Origin of the sequence: Mangrovimonas sp. YM274 (assembly GCF_030908385.1) — a bacterium.
Classification (GTDB): Bacteria; Bacteroidota; Bacteroidia; order Flavobacteriales; family Flavobacteriaceae; genus Mangrovimonas_A.
Genome location: NZ_CP133091.1, coordinates 880268 through 901682, shown reverse-complemented (window position 1 = coordinate 901682; position 21415 = coordinate 880268). Strand labels below are relative to the sequence as shown.

The 21415-nt window shown below is 37.6% G+C and carries 19 protein-coding genes; 11 read left to right on the top strand and 8 right to left on the bottom strand.

What is annotated here, in order from left to right; all coding sequences use genetic code 11:
* Positions 1-6: 6 nt before the first annotated feature.
* Complete coding sequence (locus RBH95_RS03940; RefSeq protein WP_307901423.1) at positions 7-369, bottom strand: hypothetical protein; 363 nt, start codon at positions 367-369, stop codon at positions 7-9.
* A gap of 125 nt (positions 370-494) precedes the next feature.
* On the opposite strand from RBH95_RS03940, the gene RBH95_RS03935 reads away from it, so the two are divergent.
* The 5 genes from RBH95_RS03935 (at position 495) to RBH95_RS03915 (ending at position 5004) form a co-directional block, all read left to right on the top strand.
* Positions 495-2024 (top strand): sensor histidine kinase KdpD, encoded by a 1530-nt coding sequence (locus RBH95_RS03935; RefSeq protein ID WP_307901422.1) that lies wholly within the window; start codon positions 495-497, stop codon positions 2022-2024.
* Positions 2014-2697 carry a response regulator transcription factor gene (locus RBH95_RS03930; protein WP_307901421.1) on the top strand — a complete coding sequence of 228 codons (684 nt, stop codon included), beginning with the start codon at positions 2014-2016 and terminating at the stop codon, positions 2695-2697. Before RBH95_RS03935 ends, RBH95_RS03930 begins: the two co-directional genes overlap by 11 nt.
* Positions 2698-2824: 127 nt before the next feature.
* Positions 2825-3529, top strand: a complete 705-nt coding sequence (locus RBH95_RS03925; protein ID WP_307901420.1) for a response regulator transcription factor — start codon at positions 2825-2827, stop codon at positions 3527-3529.
* A 77-nt stretch (positions 3530-3606) separates the two neighbouring features.
* Positions 3607-4386 (top strand): hypothetical protein, encoded by a 780-nt coding sequence (locus RBH95_RS03920; protein ID WP_307901419.1) that lies wholly within the window; start codon positions 3607-3609, stop codon positions 4384-4386.
* A 3-nt stretch (positions 4387-4389) separates the two neighbouring features.
* Complete coding sequence (locus RBH95_RS03915; protein WP_307901418.1) at positions 4390-5004, top strand: deoxynucleoside kinase; 615 nt, start codon at positions 4390-4392, stop codon at positions 5002-5004.
* A gap of 5 nt (positions 5005-5009) precedes the next feature.
* On the opposite strand, the gene RBH95_RS03910 is transcribed toward RBH95_RS03915, so the two are convergent.
* The 6 genes from RBH95_RS03910 to RBH95_RS03885 all read right to left on the bottom strand — a co-directional run bounded on the left by RBH95_RS03910 (position 5010) and on the right by RBH95_RS03885 (position 14158).
* Positions 5010-6005 carry an App1 family protein gene (locus RBH95_RS03910; protein ID WP_307901417.1) on the bottom strand — a complete coding sequence of 332 codons (996 nt, stop codon included), beginning with the start codon at positions 6003-6005 and terminating at the stop codon, positions 5010-5012.
* Between the two features lie 16 nt (positions 6006-6021).
* On the bottom strand, positions 6022-7287 hold the full coding sequence (locus RBH95_RS03905) for an MgtC/SapB family protein (protein WP_307901416.1): 1266 nt from the start codon (positions 7285-7287) through the stop codon (positions 6022-6024).
* Between the two features lie 123 nt (positions 7288-7410).
* Positions 7411-9774: a sodium-translocating pyrophosphatase gene (locus RBH95_RS03900; protein ID WP_307901415.1), complete on the bottom strand. Its 2364-nt coding sequence runs from the start codon at positions 9772-9774 to the stop codon at positions 7411-7413.
* A gap of 115 nt (positions 9775-9889) precedes the next feature.
* A complete protein-coding gene (locus RBH95_RS03895) occupies positions 9890-10417 on the bottom strand; it encodes an inorganic diphosphatase (protein WP_307901414.1) in 528 nt (175 codons plus the stop codon).
* Between the two features lie 196 nt (positions 10418-10613).
* Positions 10614-13112 carry a DUF5686 and carboxypeptidase-like regulatory domain-containing protein gene (locus RBH95_RS03890; RefSeq protein ID WP_307901413.1) on the bottom strand — a complete coding sequence of 833 codons (2499 nt, stop codon included), beginning with the start codon at positions 13110-13112 and terminating at the stop codon, positions 10614-10616.
* 62 nt (positions 13113-13174) lie between these two features.
* Entirely contained in the window at positions 13175-14158 is a 984-nt protein-coding gene (locus RBH95_RS03885) for a pyruvate dehydrogenase complex E1 component subunit beta (protein ID WP_307902224.1), read from the bottom strand.
* Between the two features lie 384 nt (positions 14159-14542).
* Between RBH95_RS03885 and RBH95_RS03880 the strand changes: the two genes are divergently transcribed.
* The 5 genes from RBH95_RS03880 (at position 14543) to RBH95_RS03860 (ending at position 19840) form a co-directional block, all read left to right on the top strand.
* Positions 14543-15289, top strand: a complete 747-nt coding sequence (locus RBH95_RS03880; protein WP_307901412.1) for an electron transfer flavoprotein subunit beta/FixA family protein — start codon at positions 14543-14545, stop codon at positions 15287-15289.
* A gap of 64 nt (positions 15290-15353) precedes the next feature.
* A complete protein-coding gene (locus RBH95_RS03875; RefSeq protein ID WP_307901411.1) occupies positions 15354-16313 on the top strand; it encodes an electron transfer flavoprotein subunit alpha/FixB family protein in 960 nt (319 codons plus the stop codon).
* 112 nt (positions 16314-16425) lie between these two features.
* Positions 16426-17031, top strand: coding sequence for a bifunctional nuclease family protein (locus RBH95_RS03870; protein WP_307901410.1), 606 nt, complete (start codon positions 16426-16428; stop codon positions 17029-17031).
* Between the two features lie 90 nt (positions 17032-17121).
* Positions 17122-18834 carry a NupC/NupG family nucleoside CNT transporter gene (locus RBH95_RS03865; protein ID WP_307901409.1) on the top strand — a complete coding sequence of 571 codons (1713 nt, stop codon included), beginning with the start codon at positions 17122-17124 and terminating at the stop codon, positions 18832-18834.
* A 181-nt stretch (positions 18835-19015) separates the two neighbouring features.
* Positions 19016-19840, top strand: a complete 825-nt coding sequence (locus RBH95_RS03860) for a thymidylate synthase (RefSeq protein ID WP_307901408.1) — start codon at positions 19016-19018, stop codon at positions 19838-19840.
* A 72-nt stretch (positions 19841-19912) separates the two neighbouring features.
* Here RBH95_RS03860 and RBH95_RS03855 read toward each other — a convergent pair whose 3' ends face one another.
* Positions 19913-20209, bottom strand: coding sequence for an isoamylase early set domain-containing protein (locus tag RBH95_RS03855; RefSeq protein ID WP_307901407.1), 297 nt, complete (start codon positions 20207-20209; stop codon positions 19913-19915).
* 284 nt (positions 20210-20493) lie between these two features.
* Here RBH95_RS03855 and RBH95_RS03850 point away from each other — a divergent pair, with 284 nt between their 5' ends.
* On the top strand, positions 20494-21378 hold the full coding sequence (locus RBH95_RS03850; protein ID WP_374047823.1) for a dihydrofolate reductase: 885 nt from the start codon (positions 20494-20496) through the stop codon (positions 21376-21378).
* The last annotated feature ends 37 nt before the right edge of the window (positions 21379-21415 follow it).

Genomic DNA, 21415 nt, shown 5'->3' with positions numbered 1-21415 from the left:
GAATTTCTAATTGTAATAGCCAAGAGCCATTTTTTTAATCATTTTAATTTGATTGTAAAAAGCCTCTAAATCATTGGAATTGCCATCTGCTTTCATAGCCAACGATGCCTTCTTTCCATTTTTCATAGGTTTACCATAGCACACAATTTCGAATGACACTTCTCTGTCTGCTTCGGCATTTCCAAAAATATCCTGAATATCTTCCAAATTCAACTCCTTCAAATCCTGCATATTTTCGGCACTAACGCTGATGGAAATACTTTCAAATGTAACATTATTACTTCCATCAACATCTGCCCCGTTTTGGGACTGTGCCATGCACAAAACAGACATTAAACTTGTGACTAATACGATAAGCAATGTTTTCATAACAGTTCGTTTTTTGATTAATTGATACTACAAATATGGTCGATAATTTTCGCATTAACAGTTAACTAGTGTTAACGTGTGTTAACCGATTAGTTTTCCAATGGCATAACATTTACATTTGAGTTATGAACGATAAACGCTACAATTGGATTTTATATATCATTGTTTTGGTAATACTTAGTACCATAGGAATACAAGTGTACTGGAATTACAAAAACTACCTTTCCAACAAGCAACAATTGATTAATGAGGTACAAATAAGTTTGGATAATGCCGTAGACGCCTATTACACCGAATTGGCAGAAAACACCACAATTGGTTTTGCTTTCAATGAAAACGACCAAGATGAATTTATGAAAGATGGTGGTGCTTTTGACAGTATCATTAAGCAAATTGATTTTTCCACAAAACGATACAAAGGCTTAGATTCTCTTGAATTGAAATCTATTGACGGTATTTCTATTTTTAAGGGAAAGGCTGCCGATTCAATGCTTAGCTCCATGAATCTTCACAAACCAAAAATGGAAGATCATTTTGCCAAAGAGTCCTTAAATAGCGACGTGGATTCCACAAAGCGGAAAACCTTCGAAATACTAACCTCCAAAGTCGTTATTTCCCTGTCCAACGATAGTATTTCACTACCCAAAATAGACACGCTTTTTCAAAAGGAGCTACTTAGAAAGCGCATTGATATTGATTACAAACTCACCGAAAATATTGATGACAATGACACTATAACAGTTAACCAACTCTCGTTTACACCCAAAAACCACAAACTAAAAAAACTTCCTGTTTTAAGCACCACATCGGAATCCTCATACCTACCTAGAGGAAACCACCTCACGGTATATTTTGCCAATGAAACAGCCGAAATACTACAGCGAAGTCTTTCAGGAATCCTCATATCAACGGTCCTAGTTTTAGCTGTTATAAGTTGTCTGTTTTATTTACTAAAAATCATTAAACACCAAAAACAGTTGTCTGAAGTTAAAAATGACTTGATCAGTAATATCACCCATGAATTCAAAACCCCCATAGCAACCATTAGCGCAGCTATTGAAGGCATTAAAAATTTCAACATACAAAACGACCCAAAAAAAACAGAGACCTATCTAAACATTTCCAACCAGCAACTTTCCAAACTCAACACTATGGTAGAAAAGCTATTGGAAACAGCCACTTTGGATAGCGACAACTTACCGCTTAATAAAGAAACTGCCAACATTACAGAACTACTACAAACGGGTATCAACAAACATCAACTTCAGCTTGAAAACAAAACTTTAGAATTCCAACCTAACCATAAAGATGTGTTAGCGAATATAGATGTGTTTCATTTTGAAAATGTGCTCAACAACCTATTGGACAATGCCATTAAATATGGTGGTTCCCAAATAAAGGTATCACTAAACCAAGATCGAAATGGTTTCAATATAGAAATTTCAGACAACGGACATACCATCACCACTGCACATAAAGACCAGATTTTCGAGAAATTCTACCGTATTCCCAAAGGAAATACCCACGATGTAAAAGGCTTTGGTATTGGCCTATACTATACCAAAAAGATTATTGAAAAGCATGGCGGCTCCATTCAGTTGGACCTGACCAAAGACTGGACTACTTTTAAAATCCATATGCCCAATGACTCCTAGAACCACCATACTCCTCGCCGAAGATGAGGCTGCTTTAGGCCAAATCATAAAAGAGAGCCTTGAAACCCGCGATTTTAATGTACTCCTCTGCCCTGATGGGGAAGTTGCCTTAAGCACTTACAATAGAGAGCATCCTGACATTTTAGTTTTGGATGTGATGATGCCCAAAAAGGACGGCTTTACCTTAGCTAAAGACATTAGAGCCATAGACGATAGCATACCTATTATTTTTTTAACTGCTAAATCACAAACCCAAGATGTGGTAGAAGGTTTTTCCATAGGTGGTAACGACTATCTTAAAAAGCCATTCAGTATGGAGGAACTGATTGTACGCATTCATAATTTGCTGAATCGCTCTCAACTTCAAAAAGCCTCAAAAACGTTTCAGTTGGGCAAGTTTAGCTTTGACTTCCCCAAACAGACTTTGCAATACTTAAACGAGGACCCCATACAATTAACCCACAGGGAAGCGCACTTATTATTCCACTTGATACAAAACAAAAACAAGGTTTTGGATCGTTCCGTAATTTTGAACAAACTTTGGGGAAATGATGATTTTTTCAGTGCTAGAAGTATGGATGTATTCATATCCAAACTACGAAAAAAATTAAAGGAGGATCCAGATATACAAATCTTAAATGTACGCGGATTCGGGTATAAGTTAATTTATTAAGCTTTTTTAACGAAACATTAAGTCCTCCTTGAGGTTTTCATGATTTCCCTCATTTGAATAAATTTAATAAGTTGCCTATTTTTGCAGGAAATTTATTAAAAAATCCAACCTGTAAGACAAAGGCTCTATGGAAAGACATATTTTATTGGCAGAAGATGATATAGACCTTGGCACTTCCTTAAAGCAATATTTAGAATTTAACAAGTTCAAGGTAAGTTGGGCCCAAAATGGAGAGGAAGCCTTTGATTTGTTTAGAAAAGAAGCCTTTGACATATGCATCTTGGATGTTATGATGCCCAAATTAGACGGCTTTTCTCTTGCAAAAAAAATGGTGGGCAGCAATCCAGATATTCCTTTTTTGTTTCTTACAGCAAGGAAGACTAAAAATGACCGGTTTAAGGGATTGCGTTTGGGAGCTGATGATTACATCGTAAAACCTTTTGAACTGGAAGAGCTCATTTTGAGAGTCAACAACATTATTCGACGTACCCTTCAACAACAAAAATTAACGGTTGACACAGAAAAAACCGATTTAATCCAAATAGGTAAATACACTTTCGATTTCAATAACCTTGAACTCCATTTGAATGACTCTGTGCAACCACTAACAGAGAGAGAAGCTCAATTAATATACTTTTTTTCCAACTACCGCAACCAGCTTATTCCCAGAGAAGATATTCTGACCAAAGTATGGAACAAAAAAGACTTTTTTTCAGGGCGTAGTATGGACGTATTCATTAGCCGCGTCCGAAAGTTTTTTAAGGATGATGAAAATATCAAAGTCCGAAGAGTACGAGGCGTAGGACTGGAGTTTCAAGTAAACGAAGAATAAAAAAGTGCTTCCTAACGAAAGCACTTTTTTTATACAACCCTGTAATCTTTCAAATGCATTTTGTAATTTCATCTGTTATGAAATACACCCAATTTTTAGTGCTTTTATGTTGCTTTATAGGCACTAGTCAAACATCGATTACAGCTAGCCTTATTGATTCCAAGCCTTTAAAAGTGGACTCAATTGTCGCAATTGATAATTTTGAATCTCTTTACTACATCACTAACAATACATTCTATAAAAAAACTAAAAACAAGACACTTAATTATGCTAATGTGCAATTAGGAAACATTACTTCAGCCAACACTTTCAATCCTTTAAAAATTAATTTATTCTACAAAGACTTCAATACGGCTATTATCTTGGATAACCGTTTAGCCGAAATCTTTAAAATCGATTTCAACACGAAACAGCCCTACAAATATGTATCGCATATAAGTACCGGTTATGACAATACCATTTGGATCTTTAACCAGGATCTTCTCCAACTGGAACTTTACGATTATAAATCCAACACAACGAGAGCTACTACCATGCCAATTCAATCCAAAGTATTGGATTTAAAAAGCAACTACAACTATTGCTGGCTACTAACTGAAAATTATTTGTACACCTACACCTACACAGGCAGTCTACTTGCCAAAGTTAAAAACGAAGGCTTTACAGCGATGGGCATTGTAAATGAAACCCTTATCCTAAACAAAGGCAACGAACTCTATTTTTCGCAACCTGAACAAGAACAGTTCAAAAGCATTGCCTTACCCCAATTGTTAATAAAACAGTTTTTAGTAACCAACCAAACCTTGTATATTTACGATAAAGAAACCCTCACTCAGTTCCATCTAAAAATCGAATAACATATGCACTTTGCTGTAGCAGGAAACATTGGCGCAGGAAAAACAACGCTTACAAAATTACTCGCCAAACACTTTCATTGGGAGCCTCAACTTGAGGATGTTGTAGACAACCCTTATTTAGACGATTTTTACAACCAAATGGAACGTTGGAGTTTTAACCTTCAGGTATACTTCTTGAATAGCCGGTTCCGACAAGTACTTCAAATTAGAGAAAGCGGCAAGGATATTATTCAGGATAGAACCATCTATGAAGATGCGCATATTTTTGCTCCCAACCTTCATGCCATGGGATTAATGACAAATAGAGATTATGAAAATTACCGCTCTCTTTTTGATCTTATGGAATCCTTGGTACAAGGTCCAGACCTTCTTATCTACCTTCGTAGTTCCATCCCAAATTTGGTATCTCAAATACACAATAGAGGGAGAGATTACGAAAGCTCCATTAGTATCGACTATTTAAGCAGGTTGAATGAGCGCTATGAAGCATGGATTCACGGCTATGACAAAGGCAACCTTTTGATTATTGACGTAGACCAATTGGATTTTGTGTCAAAACCAGAAGATCTTGGAGAAGTCATAAATAGAATCGACGCCGAAATTAATGGTCTTTTTTAAACCACTTACTTTATAAACCCATTGGCCTGTGCATGGGCTATAGCCTGTTTACTATTATCCACCAAAAGCACAGGGGTCGTTTTATAGTTCTCGAACAGTCCCTTAATTCGAAGCATCTTTCTGGTGTGTTTAACACTACGCAAGTATACCCCTAAAATTCTTTCTGGATACATTTGTGCTATCTCAATATAAATATCGGCATCATATTCACCACTATCTCCAATCAAGATAAAACGCATCTCAGGATAGGTCTTCAAAATGTTTAAAATCTCCTTTTGCTTTTGGGGCTTGTCTCCTCTTTTTTTCTGAAGAATTGTTTTAAAACTGCGTAACAGGATAGGTCCTTTTGGAAATTGGTGCTGCCTCAAGAACAATTCGAGATACCTATACATATTCCACGGACTGTGACTCACATAAAAAATGGGATTCGAATTTTCGCCAGACTTTCCCCGATGCAGCAAATGATAAAACTCTGGTGCTCCCTCTAAAGGCAACCGGTGTTTGGCATTTTTAAAAATTGTATTGTAAATAACTCGCCATTTCAACAAAGACACGACTCCTGTATGCAAAATTGTGTCATCAATATCGGTAATGATACCGTAATCCACTTTAGGGGAGGGCACCAACATCTCACCTTTAAACCTATTCTCATTTTGAATTTTCCGTTTTGCATGCTCATCACTATAGGATACTTCAAAATTTAGCCAACCTTCTTCATTTGTCAAAAAATGTAAATCCTTAAGAGAGGTGTCCACCAAAAAATAACCATGATCATCGGTTTGGGTATCAACAATTCTTGAATCGGGTAAAACAATTTTTAAATTGGCATATTTAATTTCATCACTTTCAAATCGCTTATATGAATTCACCAACAAATGAAAAAACTTATGCTGATTTAAGTCTATGGATTCATCCTCCAAGGCCCGCCCTCTAACATACAAATGAGAACTAGTACCATAACTTTGAAAAACAACAATTTGAAGCGGGTCTTTTTTGAACATCTAAACTATAATTCTTTTACAAATGCCATGAATTGGGCCACAACCAAATGATAAGCAAACCAAAAACTAGCGCAATTCCAAATACAATTCCAACCCATTTAGCAAGTGTTTTTGTACCTAAAATCATTGCCATAACACCTTTAAACACCAAATTGGAAAGTGCTGCCAACAAAATAAGCTTCCACCCCAAATGCACGGAAATATTGTCTATTTTCATTAACTGAGAAAGCGACAGGGTAATAGCATCAACATCGGTTAGACCACTCACAATTGACACCAAATATAAGGCCTCATTTCCAAACTTCTCTTCGGTAAATGCCACTGCCAACAAAATAAGCGCATACAACATCCCAAACAATAGGGCACTTTTAAACTGGGCGGGGTTTTCTGGTTCCGGCATTTCATCTTCTGTGTCATCTTTATTCACTAGATAGAACAAGATAATGCACAGCAAAGCCAACAAAACCACCTCTGAGAGTATGGGCAGTAGTATATAGTTGAACTTTTTAGGAATCACTACTACAATTTCTATTAAGATTCGTACTAAGGAAACCATGGAGGCCGTTGCAATTACAAAAGCTGCCATTTTATTGACATCTTTGGCACTTTTGGTTTTCCTTGCGTAACTAACCGTAGTAGCTGTACTACTAATTAAACCTCCTAAAATTCCACTTGCAATAACACCTATTCTTTTTCCAGCAAACTTGTAAATAAAATACCCTACTACACTTATACCCACAATCAATGTTATCATCAACCAAATGTTCCTGGGATTTAGAACATCAAAGGGGCCAAACGTTTTATCGGGGAGCATTGGCAGAATTACCAAACTAATTCCCGCCAATGTCATGATTGCCGAAAGATCTTTTTCACTTAAACGATTAATAAAATGATGTAAACGCTCCTTTACATACAATAAAATAGCCATCAAGGTTCCCACAATGATCCCTACCAATTGATCTCCTAAAACCAGATAGGCTCCAATGGCAAACATTAATAAAGCGGCCACTTCTGTTGTCTGGCCAACGTCCTGAGGTTCTTTTGATTTATATTTAATCATATTGGCGGCCACCAACATTGCTGCAAGAGACAATCCTAAAGCGGGTAATACAAAAGCATTGTTGTATACTTGCGTTAAAAAGCCAGCCATTACTCCCAATACAGATATTAGCGTAAAGGTTCTTACCCCCGCCATTTTGTTATCACTTCTTTGCCGCTGCACCCCAACGAGCAAACCAAGTCCAAAGGCAATTGCCAAAGTAGTTAGCTGATCGTAATTCATATATTAAAGATAATAAATCAAATACCGTCCATAATAGCATTTGACCAGTAAAATAGTTCAAACAAAAAACCATGCCGTTGGGGCATGGTTTTTAAATTAACACTTAAAAAGAGACTTTAAGTCCTACTCTTTATTTTTAATATTATCAATGGCCTGTTTCACCTCCTCCAAACTACCTTCCAGCACAACTTCCTCTGTAACCGTTTTACCATCCTCAGTATAAGAGGTTGTCACGAAAGCCTTGGCATCCTCAGCCTCTACCGATTGCATTTCAACCTTAATTTCTTTCTTAACCTCATGGCTTACCATAGATGAATCAGCCAATGCAGTTTCTTCAGAATGCCCTCCCAAAATAGGAGCAATTACCAAACCAACCAAACAGGTTAGCTTAATCAAAATATTCATAGATGGTCCAGATGTATCCTTAAACGGATCTCCTACGGTATCTCCAGTTACTGCCGCTTTATGGGCATCACTCCCTTTATAGCTCATTTCACCATCTATCTCCACTCCTGCTTCAAAGGACTTTTTAGCATTATCCCAAGCGCCTCCAGCATTATTCTGAAAAATAGCCCACATTACACCGCTCACACAAACACCTGCCATATAGCCTCCCAAAGGCTCAGCTCCAAAAACAAAACCAACAATAATCGGGGTAATAATGGTTATCAATCCCGGCAATATCATCTGGCGCAATGCGGCTTGAGTTGAAATATCCACACATTTAGCATATTCAGGTTTTCCTGTTCCTTCCATTATGCCAGGTATCTCCTTAAATTGTCGTCTTACTTCCTTAACCATTTCCATAGCTGCTTTCCCTACAGATTCCATTGCCAATGCCGAAAAAATTACAGGAATCATCCCTCCAACAAACAACATTGCCAACACATCTGCCTTAAAAATGTTAATTCCTTCAATACCGGTAAAAGTCACATAAGCCGCAAACAGTGCCAAGGCCGTTAATGCCGCCGAAGCAATAGCAAACCCCTTCCCAATCGCCGCAGTTGTATTACCCACGGAATCTAAAATATCGGTGCGCTCTCTCACTTCTGGATCCAATTCACTCATCTCCGCAACACCTCCCGCATTGTCTGCTATAGGCCCAAAAGCATCAATTGCCAATTGCATGGCCGTAGTCGCCATCATAGCTGAAGCTGCTATTGCCACACCATAAAAGCCTGCCAATTCATAAGAGCCAAAAATTGCCACAGCAAACAACAACACCGAAAAAAATGTAGATTTCATACCTACCGCTAGCCCGGCAATAATATTGGTAGCGGATCCCGTAGAACTATTTTGCACAATCCCCCTAACAGGACTTTTACCCAAAGCTGTATAGTGCTCTGTAACAGTAGCAATCAAAGCCCCTACACACAACCCGATCAAAGTAGCCCAGAATACATGCATGGAAGGCACCATTTTATACCCCTCACCAAAAAAACTCATAGTTAAAGTATCTGGCAGCATATATTTTATCAAAACATAACTAGACACCAAAGTTAAAAGAATGGCCGCCCAGTTACCAAAATCCAGTGCTCTTTGAACCTGAGACTCCTTAGCCTCATTATTTGAAATTTTCACCAAAAACGTTCCTAAAATAGATGCCAAAATCCCCACTCCTGCTATGACAATTGGCAACAAAATAGGCCCCATATTATTGAAGGCATCCGTATATGGAGCATCCATAGACATATCTTTAATAACATAATTTCCCAAAACCATAGCCGCTAAAACAGTTGCCACATAACTACCAAACAAATCGGCTCCCATACCAGCCACATCTCCAACATTATCCCCAACATTATCTGCTATCGTCGCTGGGTTACGAGGATCATCCTCGGGAATCCCCGCTTCCACCTTTCCTACCAAATCAGCACCAACATCGGCTGCTTTGGTATAGATACCTCCTCCCACACGGGCAAAAAGGGCTATAGACTCTGCACCCAAAGAAAATCCTGCCAGAGCTTCCAAAGCCATGGTCATTTCAGCATAGAAGGATGCATTTGCAACAATAAACATTTTTATAAATACAAAGAACAGAAGGCTTAACCCTAATACGGCTAAACTAGCAACTCCCAACCCCATCACAGTACCTCCTCCAAAGGCAACCTTTAAAGCTTGAGGCAAACTGGTTTTTGCTGCTTCTGCTGTTCTTGCATTGGCCTCGGTAGCAATACGCATACCAATATTACCGGCTAAAGCAGAAAAAATGGCTCCCAAAATGAAAGCCACAATAATAATCCAATGGGTCGTTGGAACGAAATATGAAATGGCGAAAAGAGCCACAGACGCAATCGCAACAAAAATAGCCAGCAATCTATATTCGGCATTCAAAAAAGCAAGAGCTCCTTCCTTGATAGATGTTGATATCTCTTGCATCCTTTCGTTACCAGGTGCCTGCTTTTTTACCCACGCCATTTTGACGAACATAAAAAGCAAGCCAAGTATTGCCATTGCAATTGGCACAAAAATCATATTTGATTCCATATTCTAATGTTTTTAGTTACAAAATTTTACGTTAAATGTAGGAAAAACAAAGAATATAAAAAACCCCTTAATTTTATTAAGGGGTTTTTGAAAATAATTTATTTTTTAGGGAAACTTATATGGTAAAGCTTCCTTTTTTGAAGTGCTCACTTTCTTGGTAACGTTGCACACATTTGCTAAAAATTTCATAGGCTTCTTTGGCATTTCCCCAACCACCTACATCAACTTTCTTTGCTTCCAAATCTTTGTACACTTGGAAAAAGTGTTCGATTTCTTCTAATCTATGAGGGTTTAATTCACTAAGATCTGTCAATTTATTCCAAATAGGATCTGAAACCGGTACACAAATTAATTTTTCATCAGGACCTTTTTCATCTGTCATGTGGAATACGCCAATTGGTCTTACTTCCATAACACACATTGGAAAAGTTGGCTGATGCCCCATTACCAAAACATCCAATGGATCACCATCCAAGGCCAAAGTTTCAGGAATAAATCCATAATCACCAGGATACATCATTGATGAAAACAACATTCGATCGAAACGAATTTTCTTAAGATCGAAATCATATTCATATTTGTTACGACTCCCGTTAGGGATCTCAATTAACACATCAAAGGTTAAATCTTCTTTCGTACTCATTCAATATTTATTTTTCTATCTCTTAAAAGAGATACAATGATTAGTTTTTCAAAATTCAAGGCCGCAAAGATACGGAAGTCTTTAGGCTTAGGCAACTAAAAACTTTATGACTTTTCTTTAAGAAACTGTAAATAACTTAAGCATAACGCAAATTAAGATCCCTTAAACAAGTAAAATATTTGTCTCGGGACAAGCTCTAAAACTGGAAGTTGAAACCTCCTGTTATCCCAAAATCCCTTGCAGCGGGAACCGATAGGTAATTCCCTCTAAAATTGAAATCCAAACGGAATACTTTAAAAATGTTTCCAACACCAAAACTATACTCATAATAAGGCTCATCTGTTGGAGCTATATATTCCAATCCTGAAGCATTCAAATCAATATTTTCTTGGGATATGCTTCCCCAAGCAGCTCTAAAACCTAAAATAGCCCTTAAATTGAATTTTTTAATAAATGGTATTCTAGAAAAGAACCTACCATTAAAGTTATGTTCAAGATGTAGCGACGTGTAAGTGTCGGTCACAAACTCGTAGTAATCCAATAAAGTAAAGGTATTATATATAGAAAAATAAGATTGATTTCCAGGAATCACACTCAATAATCCCAAAGGTACAGCGCCAAAAGTTTTCCCGGCTTCGAGCACCGAAGTCAAACGACCAAAGCCTCCCAATTGCCAAGGTTGAATGTATGAAAACTGCAACCTAGTATATTCAAAATCACTATTAAAAACCACTTCATCCCCCCTACTTATCTGAGCAAAAAAGCTAGCGTAATCGTCATTGGAATTAGAACGCTCCACACCATAACCGGTCATTTTCCGACCAGGGAAATACGACAAAGAAAGGGTGGTTTGATATTGACGAACTTCTGACGAAACCCCTGTTGGAGACTCATCATCGTAATAATCAAGACTAAAGGTTTTTGAAGCTGAACGCAAGGTTCTATAATCACCTATAATACGCAACACCAAATTTTTGACTGGCTCAATTTCTCCTGCCAATGTGGTTAAATTTATGTTGGTAAGCTTATCGTTGACGCTCGTTGTAAAAACAGCCGAAGACGCAAAGCTTCTCCCCAAAACATCAGTGGAGTTAGTAAGACTTGCGCCTATTTGTTCTACATCCCGACGGTTTCCTCCAGAAATAATTATTCGATTTTTTTTATCCAACAACCATTTACCGGAAATACCATATTTAAATTTGTTGTCCTTGAATCCATAGGCAGTAAACCCTTCAACACGCCACAAATCGTTATAACCAAAATAGGTTCGTCCACCTGCCCGAAGCCTAAAACCTTCTACATCGTTATAGCCAAAAGTTGAAAAGATAGGTCCGTAATCAAAATTCAACTCAGGAAATTCCTTGTAACCGGACGCAAACATGCTTACCGTGTTGTAGACCCTCTTAAACTTTTTAACTGTTTTTAAAGTGTCTAACATTTTATAAACACCCTTCTCATCCTTATTTAAAGTTTCTAGTCGGTTTTGCTCCCAAAACTCATCATCACGATTGTAGATCTCTTGGTTAAAATCAAAAACTTCCTCCACATAAAACTTAGGATCTTTAGGCTCATCAAATTTATAATTGTTGTATAGCGTTGTTCGCTTTCCATAAACACCTTTTGCCTTTTCCTTTTTTTGAAAGGCGAAGTCTGACATGAAATAATCCCTCTTTATCAAGAACACCGAATCATTGAGTACTTCAAATTCTTGTTCAATATAAATTTCCTTAACCCAGTTAATATTGGCACTTTTGGAAGCCTGCATGTTAATTTCCTTGATGGCAAATGTTGTATCGGCCACCCAAAAATCGCCCTTAAACGTCAACTCATTTTTACGTCTTGGGTAGTATATTACATTATAACACCACTTATTATCAATATAAGCACTATCTGACAGCACATAGTTATAGGTGTTGATTCCGGTCTTAGACAAAGGGCTCACAAAGCTTTTATCAAAAAACTTCAAATAGTTATCATAAACATCATAATCGGCATATAAATCATCTACAAAATCAATAAGAGCTTGGTTATCGCTAAAGCCAGAATTTTTGTTCCCTTTTAACTCTTCCTTCTCCTTTTTAAGATTATTGTCTCCATATACCCTACTAGCTGCTTCATTGATAAATATGGGCAAATATGTTTTCCCTGTCACTTTTGAAGTATCCACTTGCTCAAAAACAAACTCCATGCCTTTGAACAAGTTTCTTTCCATAAAGGCACTGTCTATGGTATTGATGTCAAATTCTACCTTTTCGTATTTATCGTACTCGTACTGTTTGAACATACGGAGTCCGTTTTTGCGCTTGTGCGCCCAAATTTTCTTTAAAATTCCAATGGCCGGATTTTCTGCTTCCTTTTTAGATTGTTTCCCTGTAACAATTACCACTTCATCCAAAGAGGCCGCCTCTTCCTTAAGAACAAGGCTAAGATTATAATTGACACGCTTGGGTAAATTTAATTCCAAAGTTTCATACCCCAGAAAGGATATGGTTAGAATGTCCCAATTACTATCAGATTCGAGATAAAAACGTCCATCCTCGTTGGAAATAGTACCTTCGGTAGAACCTTTAAAAATTACATTGGCAAAAGCCACGGGTTGGTTGTTTTCATCTATTACATATCCACTTACTTTGGTTTGTGAAAATCCAAATAAAAGTCCGAAGAAAAAGAATAGTGAAAATAGTTTTATGTTCATAAGCAAAAAAACTTCATCAGCATAAATGCCAATGAAGTTTATATAACGCAAAAAACTGCGATTTATTTATACATTACCTTTTTTACAGCTTTAACAACATCGGTACTGTTAGGCAACCATTCTTCCAATAATACTGGAGAGTATGGTGCCGGCGTATCTGCTGTGTTAATTTTTACAACCGGTGCATCTAAATAATCGAATGCTTCAGATTGTACGATATACGTAATTTCAGTTGAAACGTTACCAAATGGCCAAGCTTCTTCCAATACCACCAACCTGTTGGTTTTCTTAACAGACGCTAAAATAGCTGCTTTATCCAATGGACGAACAGTACGTAAATCGATAATTTCACATGAAATTCCTTCTTTAGCCAATTCATCAGCTGCAATGTAAGCTTCCTTAATGATTTTACCAAAAGATACAATTGTTACGTCAGTCCCTTCACGCTTGATGTCCGCTACGCCCAATGGAATTGTGTACTCTCCTTCTGGCACTTCTCCTTTATCACCATACATTTGCTCACTCTCCATAAAAATAACTGGATCGTCATCGCGGATAGCTGATTTTAAAAGCCCTTTAGCATCGTAAGGGTTTGAAGGCACTACTACTTTAAGTCCCGGCGTATTAGCATACCAGCTTTCAAACGCCTGAGAGTGGGTTGCCGCCAACTGACCTGCAGAAGCTGTAGGCCCACGGAATACGATAGGACACTTGAATTGCCCTCCAGACATCTGTCTGATTTTAGCCGCGTTGTTTATAATTTGATCAATTCCAACCAAAGAGAAGTTAAATGTCATAAACTCAACAATTGGTCTATTTCCCGTCATTGTTGAACCTACTGCGATTCCGGCAAATCCAAGCTCAGCGATAGGGGTGTCTATCACACGCTTCGGGCCAAATTCATCCAACATTCCTTTTGATGCCTTGTAAGCACCATTGTATTCTGCGACTTCTTCGCCCATTAAGTAAATGCTTTCATCTCTACGCATTTCTTCACTCATGGCCTCGCAAACAGCTTCTCTGAATTGAATTGTTTTCATTTGTATCTTCTGTTTAAATGGTCAGAAAAAATTCACCTATTGCCCTGCGGAAAAATCCCCTCTACAATAAGGCTCCTCTCATTTATATTTCAAGTTTAAATTGGATAGCAAAAATAGGAATAATTCATAAAAAAATAATCTACTTTTCCCACGATTTACATTTTTTGGAAGGGTGTGCAACAATCTGTATTTTATTTCCAAACCAAATAGCCTTCATTTTTTAGGTAATTACCACAAAAGCGCATTTATATTTTAACATTTTTTACCGAAAACGTCATATTTCTCTCAAATAAGCAAAAATATATTATGCGTGCATAGTAAATATGTAAATGAATTTATTTAACTTCGTAACCTCAAAAAAAAAGTACTTATTAAAATAATAATATCAATATGAAAATATTAGTATGTATTAGCCATGTACCTGATACGACTTCAAAAATCAACTTTACTGAAGGCGACACCAAATTTGACACCAACGGGGTGCAATTTGTTATCAACCCAAACGATGAATTTGGTTTGACCCGCGCCATGTGGTTCAAAGAAAAGCAAGGTGCTAGTGTAGATGTAGTAAATGTTGGTGGTCCTGAAACTGAACCTACCCTAAGAAAAGCCCTTGCCATAGGTGCAGACTCTGCTATTCGTGTCAACACAGAAGCTACCGACGGCTTTGTTGTAGCCAAACAATTGGCCAAAGTAGTGCAAGATGGTGGCTATGATCTAGTAATTGCAGGGCGTGAGTCCATCGATTATAATGGAGGTATGGTACCTGGTATGTTAGCCGGATTAACCAATGCCAACTTTGTAAACACTTGTATTGGTCTTGAAGTAGACGGGACAACTGTTACTGCTACAAGAGAAATTGATGGCGGAAAAGAAACCGTTAGCACTTCTTTCCCTCTGGTTATTGGCGGACAAAAAGGATTGGTAGAAGAAAGTGATCTTCGCATCCCGAATATGAGAGGAATTATGATGGCTCGTAAAAAGCCTTTAACTGTCCTTGATCCTGTTGAAGCCACTGCAGAAACAGCCGCTGTGAAGTTTGAAAAACCTGCACCAAAAGGAGCTGTTACCTTAATAGATGCAGACAATGTAGACGAATTAGTTAACCTACTTCACAACGAAGCCAAAGTCATTTAATAACCCAAATGTAAAACCAAATTGAGGTTCATTCAATTTTAGTTTTATATATCAAATTAAGCTTATGTCAGTTTTAGTATATACAGAATCAGAACAAGGAACATTCAAAAAGGTAGCACTGGAAGTAGCGTCTTACGCCAAAGCTGTTGCCAACCAAATGGGCACTACCGTTACTGCCGTTGCCATCAATGCCGATGACACATCTATCCTAGGAACCTATGGTGTTGACAAGGTTTTAAAAGTGAACGATTCCAAATTAGATAAATTCAATGCCAATGCTTACGCCAGTATCATGGCTCAAGCTGCTCAAAAAGAAGATAGCCAAGTAGTGATTGTAAGCTCAAGTGCAGACAGTAAATATTTAGCACCGCTTTTGGCTGTAAACCTTAATGCAGGGTATGCTTCAAACGTAGTTGAAGTACCATCAAGCACTGCTCCTTTCACTGTTAAACGTACAGCCTTCACCAACAAAGCGTTCAACATAACTACCATCAATACCGATGTTAAATTGGTTGCGCTTTCTAAAAACGCCTTTGGTCTTGTTGAAAATAGTGCCGCCGCTGCAGCAGAAGACTTCTCACCTTCTATTCCTGAATTTGGAGTGAATGTGGAGTCCGTAGACAAAGTAACTGGTAAGGTTACCATTGCCGATGCCGAAATTGTAGTATCTGGAGGTCGTGGACTTAAAGGCCCTGAAAACTGGGGTATGGTAGAAGAACTTGCCGATGTTTTGGGAGCTGCTACTGCCTGTTCAAAACCAGTGAGCGATTTAGGATGGCGTCCGCACAGTGAACACGTTGGACAGACAGGAAAACCTGTAGCCGCCAACCTTTACATTGCCATTGGAATTTCAGGAGCAATTCAGCATTTGGCAGGTATCAACGCTTCAAAAGTAAAAGTCGTTATCAACACCGATCCGGAGGCCCCTTTCTTCAAGGCAGCCGATTACGGAATTGTTGGAGATGCCTTTGAAGTGGTTCCAAAACTCATTGAAAAATTGAAGACATTTAAGGCACAACAATAATATTTTTTATAACTTGTATCTTTAAAGGACTGTTTAAATTTAGTTGACTTACAAAATCTGTCATTAGTTGTTGCTAAAGTCCTAATTTAAACAGTTCTTTGTGTTTTTTATTATGAGTTTAGTACGTCTTAACATAAAAGGAATTTCATATAGTCAAACACAAAATGGTGCCTACGCACTAATTTTGAACGAGGTTGATGGCGACCGAAAACTACCTATCGTTATAGGGGCTTTCGAAGCTCAATCCATCGCCATTGCCTTAGAAAAAGAAATCCGCCCCCCACGACCACTAACCCATGATTTATTTAAAAACTTTGCTGATCGTTTTGACATTGTAGTTAAACAGGTCATCATTCATAAATTAGTGGACGGCGTATTCTATTCGAGCTTGATTTGCGAACGCGATAAAATTGAAGAGATTATCGATGCCCGAACAAGTGATGCCATTGCCCTAGCCTTAAGGTTCCAAGCCCCTATTTTTACCTATAAAAACATTTTGGACAAAGCCGGGATTTATTTGAAAGTAAACCCCAAGAATGAAGATGAAGGAGACAGCATTCTTGTTGACGATTTGGTTGCTGAAGAAGTAGAAGCTGGCATTCAGGAAAGTTTCAAGGATAAATCTTTGCAAGAATTAAATGCACTCCTAGAAGAAGCTGTTAATAATGAAGATTATGAAAAGGCCGCGAAAATAAGAGACGAGATTTCCAAACGTTAGTTTCGCTGTTAACAGGAGTATTTTCTTGACCGTTGTGGTGCATAAATTGCTTTTTTGTAGCACGCATATGATCTAATAAACTCAAAACAGATGAAATATTCTTTCTTGGCTTTTACAGCTATTTTTTTTGCAATAAACACACTCCTGTCACAAAGCATTGAAAAAAAATGGCACTTTCAGACCATTGAAAATCCAAGCGAAAAATCACCTTCATCAATTATTGAAACAGATGTTCTCCAATTGGAAAACGGTTCGTTTTTGTATGAAAACTCATCTCAAAATGCAGTACTTCATTCGGGTAATTATGTACACCAAAACAATGTTTTAGTTTTTTACTATAACCAACCCAAAGACACCATTCGGCATTTTAATATAAAAGAACTTACAGACTCCACTTTTGTATTCTCCGAAAAAGATGTACTCTATCGTCTAAAACAAATACCTAACACCACTCAAACCCCGACTCTAGTTGCAGCAAACACACTTATTAAAAGTAATGGATTTTCATTTGGCAGCTTTTGGAGAGGCGCTCTAGGCATGGTTTCTTTACTATGTATTGCCTTTCTATTTAGCAGCAATAAAAAAGCCATTAATTGGAAAACCGTGGGCATTGGACTGGCTGCTCAGTTACTCCTAGCTTTTGGTGTATTAAAAGTACCTTTTATCCAAAATATGTTTGAATGGGTTGGCGGTATTTTTGTCTCAATTTTAGATTTCACCATGGCCGGGACAGAATTCCTGTTCAAATCCTTTATCACCGATAAAATTGAAGATTCCCTAATAACTTTTGCAGTCTCCATTTTGCCGACCATTATATTCTTTTCAGCATTGACCTCGGTGTTGTTTTATTTAGGAATTATTCAAAAAGTAGTAAAAGGATTAGCTTGGTTGCTATCTAAACTTTTGAAGGTTTCCGGCGCCGAAAGTTTAAGCGTGGCCGGAAATATATTCTTAGGACAAACCGAATCTCCTTTAATGATTAAAGCCTATTTAGAGAAAATGAACCGCTCCGAAATACTACTGGTGATGATAGGTGGTATGGCCACCGTTGCTGGAGGAGTTTTAGCTGCCTATATTCGCTTTTTAGGAGGAGGAGACCCTGTTATGGAATTGTTTTATGCCAAACATTTATTGGCAGCATCTGTGATGGCAGCTCCTGGAGCTATCGTGATTTCCAAAATTTTATACCCCCAAACCGAAGCTTTTGATGCCGAAATAAAAGTAACCCATGACGATATTGGCTCCAATATTTTGGATGCCATTGCCAACGGAACTTCAGAGGGATTAAAATTGGCTGTGAATGTTGGCGCTATGCTATTGGTGTTTTTGGCCTTCATAGCTATGCTTAACGGTATTTTGCAATGGTTTGGAGACATCACGACTTTAAATACTCTCGTAGCTAATCATACCATTTATAACAGCCTCTCTCTTGAATTTATCCTTGGCTATATTTTGGCTCCCATTATGTGGCTTATAGGTGTTGCCCAAGAAGATGTTGCCTTGATGGGACAGCTTTTAGGTGTCAAATTAGTGGCTAGTGAATTTGTTGGCTACATTCAATTGGCCGAATTAAAAGATATTGGAAATGTCCTTCACCTGAAATATGAAAAGTCCGTAATCATGGCTACTTACATGCTTTGTGGCTTTGCCAACTTTGCCTCTATTGGAATTCAAATTGGAGGGATTGGCTCCTTGGCGCCTGGCCAACGAAAAACCTTATCTGAATTTGGTATAAAAGCCCTAATTGGAGGAACAATTGCCTCCTTGATTTCTGCAACAATTGCAGGAATGATTATTGGTTAATCATTTTTTTTTAAGGGAAGCTATTGACCTCTTGATTCGTTGATAACTTTTAATATCATTTCCTAACAGCTTTATTTTCTTATTGCCTTTTTGCTAATTTAGCACCATACTTAATCATGTAAGTTTACTACATGTTTTTCAACTAAAAGCAAAGAAATACCAGAGATACAGAACTAGGCATATGAAACAATATCACGACCTCGTTAAGCATGTTTTGGAGCATGGCAATGAAAAATCGGACCGCACAGGTACAGGAACCAAAAGTGTATTTGGATACCAAATGCGATTTGATTTAAGCGAAGGCTTCCCGATGGTAACCACCAAAAAATTACATTTAAAATCCATTATCCATGAATTGCTTTGGTTTTTAAAAGGGGATACCAACATCGATTACCTTACTGAAAACGGCGTTAGAATTTGGAATGAATGGGCTGATGAAAATGGTGATTTAGGCCCCGTTTACGGACATCAGTGGCGCAATTGGAATAGTGATGACATTGACCAAATAAAAGATGTCATCCAAACTTTAAAAACCAATCCCGATAGTCGCCGCATGTTGGTTTCCGCATGGAATCCTTCGGTACTTCCTGATACTTCGAAAAGTTTTAGTGAGAATGTTGCCAATGGAAAAGCTGCGCTTCCTCCTTGTCATGCCTTCTTTCAATTTTATGTGGCCAATGGTAAACTTTCCTGCCAACTCTACCAGCGTAGTGCCGATATCTTTTTAGGAGTGCCATTCAACATTGCCTCGTATGCCCTATTGACTATGATGATGGCTCAGGTTTGCGGTTATGAAGCGGGTGATTTCATCCATACGTTTGGAGATGCCCATATTTACAGCAACCACTACGAGCAATTGGAACTCCAATTATCCAGAGAACCAAGACCTTTACCTACAATGGTTTTAAACCCTGAAATTAAGGATATTTTTGATTTCACTTTTGAAGACTTTACATTGGTTGGTTACGATCCTCACCCTCACATTAAGGGAGCAGTGGCCGTATAAACCCTAAAACATATTGGAACAAAAAAGCGCTTTAAGAATATCCTTAAAGCGCTTTTTATATGGAATTAAAAATTATAGGTTTAAAATACAATTCTCGGCCGAAGCATAATCACTCCATTTATATCCATCGGCTTGGTCATCATTTACATAGGAACCATCTACTACATACCTAAATTCATACGAGTGATCCTTTTCTAAATTCAAAGTTCCTTTAAAGGTTCCATTTTTTAACTTCTTAAGAGCGACCGCTTCGGTATCCCAATCATTAAAAGTTCCTACCACTGTAACTTTACTAGCTTCCTCTGCAGGTAGTGAAAAGGTCACTTTACAAATTGGTTTACTCTTTAAGTATTGTTTTGAAATTGCCATGGTAAAACGAATTAATTATATTCAAATCTATGAAAGAATTGCTCACAAACAAACACAAAGTGGACTGTATATCAAATATTTATCATTTTCTTAAAAATGACTTTATTTTAATTTAAAGAATAAAATAAAATCTTCTGTTTTTTGGTGTTTTAAAATTCGACTTACTTTAAACGCCCCGTAATCATTTTATTTTCAAAGGGTCACACCTCATTTCCCTTTCATTAAATTAATGTTATTTCATTTACACTAAAAAGAGTAAATTTACATTAACTAATATGCAACCTATGTTCGGAAAGAAGAAACCAACGCCGCAAATAGATAAAGAACAATTGGAAATGCTTGAATACGCCCAAAAGCGTATCAAACAAAAAAAACGTTTATACTCCCATTTTGTAGTTTTCTTAATTGGCGCTGTGTTTCTTATACTAGCCAACCTTGCCATGGGCATTGGCAAAGATGTCAAACCTTTTGGAGTAAATTGGTTTGTCTATCCTATCGTTATTTGGTTGTTCTTTTTGCTCTACCATACCTTTAATGTGTTTGTAACACACAGATTTATGGGCAAAGATTGGGAACAAAACCAATTAAATAAGTTAGTTGCCAAACAAAAAGCAAAAATTGAAGAGCTTAAAAAAACACTTCCAGAGCCAACAGTTACAGCTGCAAAACCAACTAAAAACAATGAATTGACCATTATTGTAGCGGCGGCTGAAAACAATGTCATCGGGAAGGACAATGACTTGATCTGGCATTTAAGTGACGACTTAAAACGATTTAAAAACCTAACCAACGGACATCACATTATCATGGGAAGAAAAACCTTTGAAAGTTTCCCAAAACCGCTGCCAAACAGAACCCATATTGTCATTACCACCCAGCAGAACTATAAAGTTCCTAGCGGTGTAGTTTTGGTGCACTCATTGGAAGATGCCATTGACGCCTCTAAAAGTGATCCCCAGCCTTACATTATTGGTGGAGGCGAAATTTACAAACAAGCTATGGCCATTGCCGATAAAATTGAATTGACCAGAGTCCATGAAAGTTTTGAAGGCGACACCTATTTTCCTGAAATAGATCCTTTGCAATGGAAAGAAGTGGCTAATGAATTCCACCAAAAAGACGATAAACACGATTACTCATTTTCATTTTTAACTTACGAACGCGCGTAATTCTCTAGCTTAATAAATCGCAATAAAAGCTACTTTT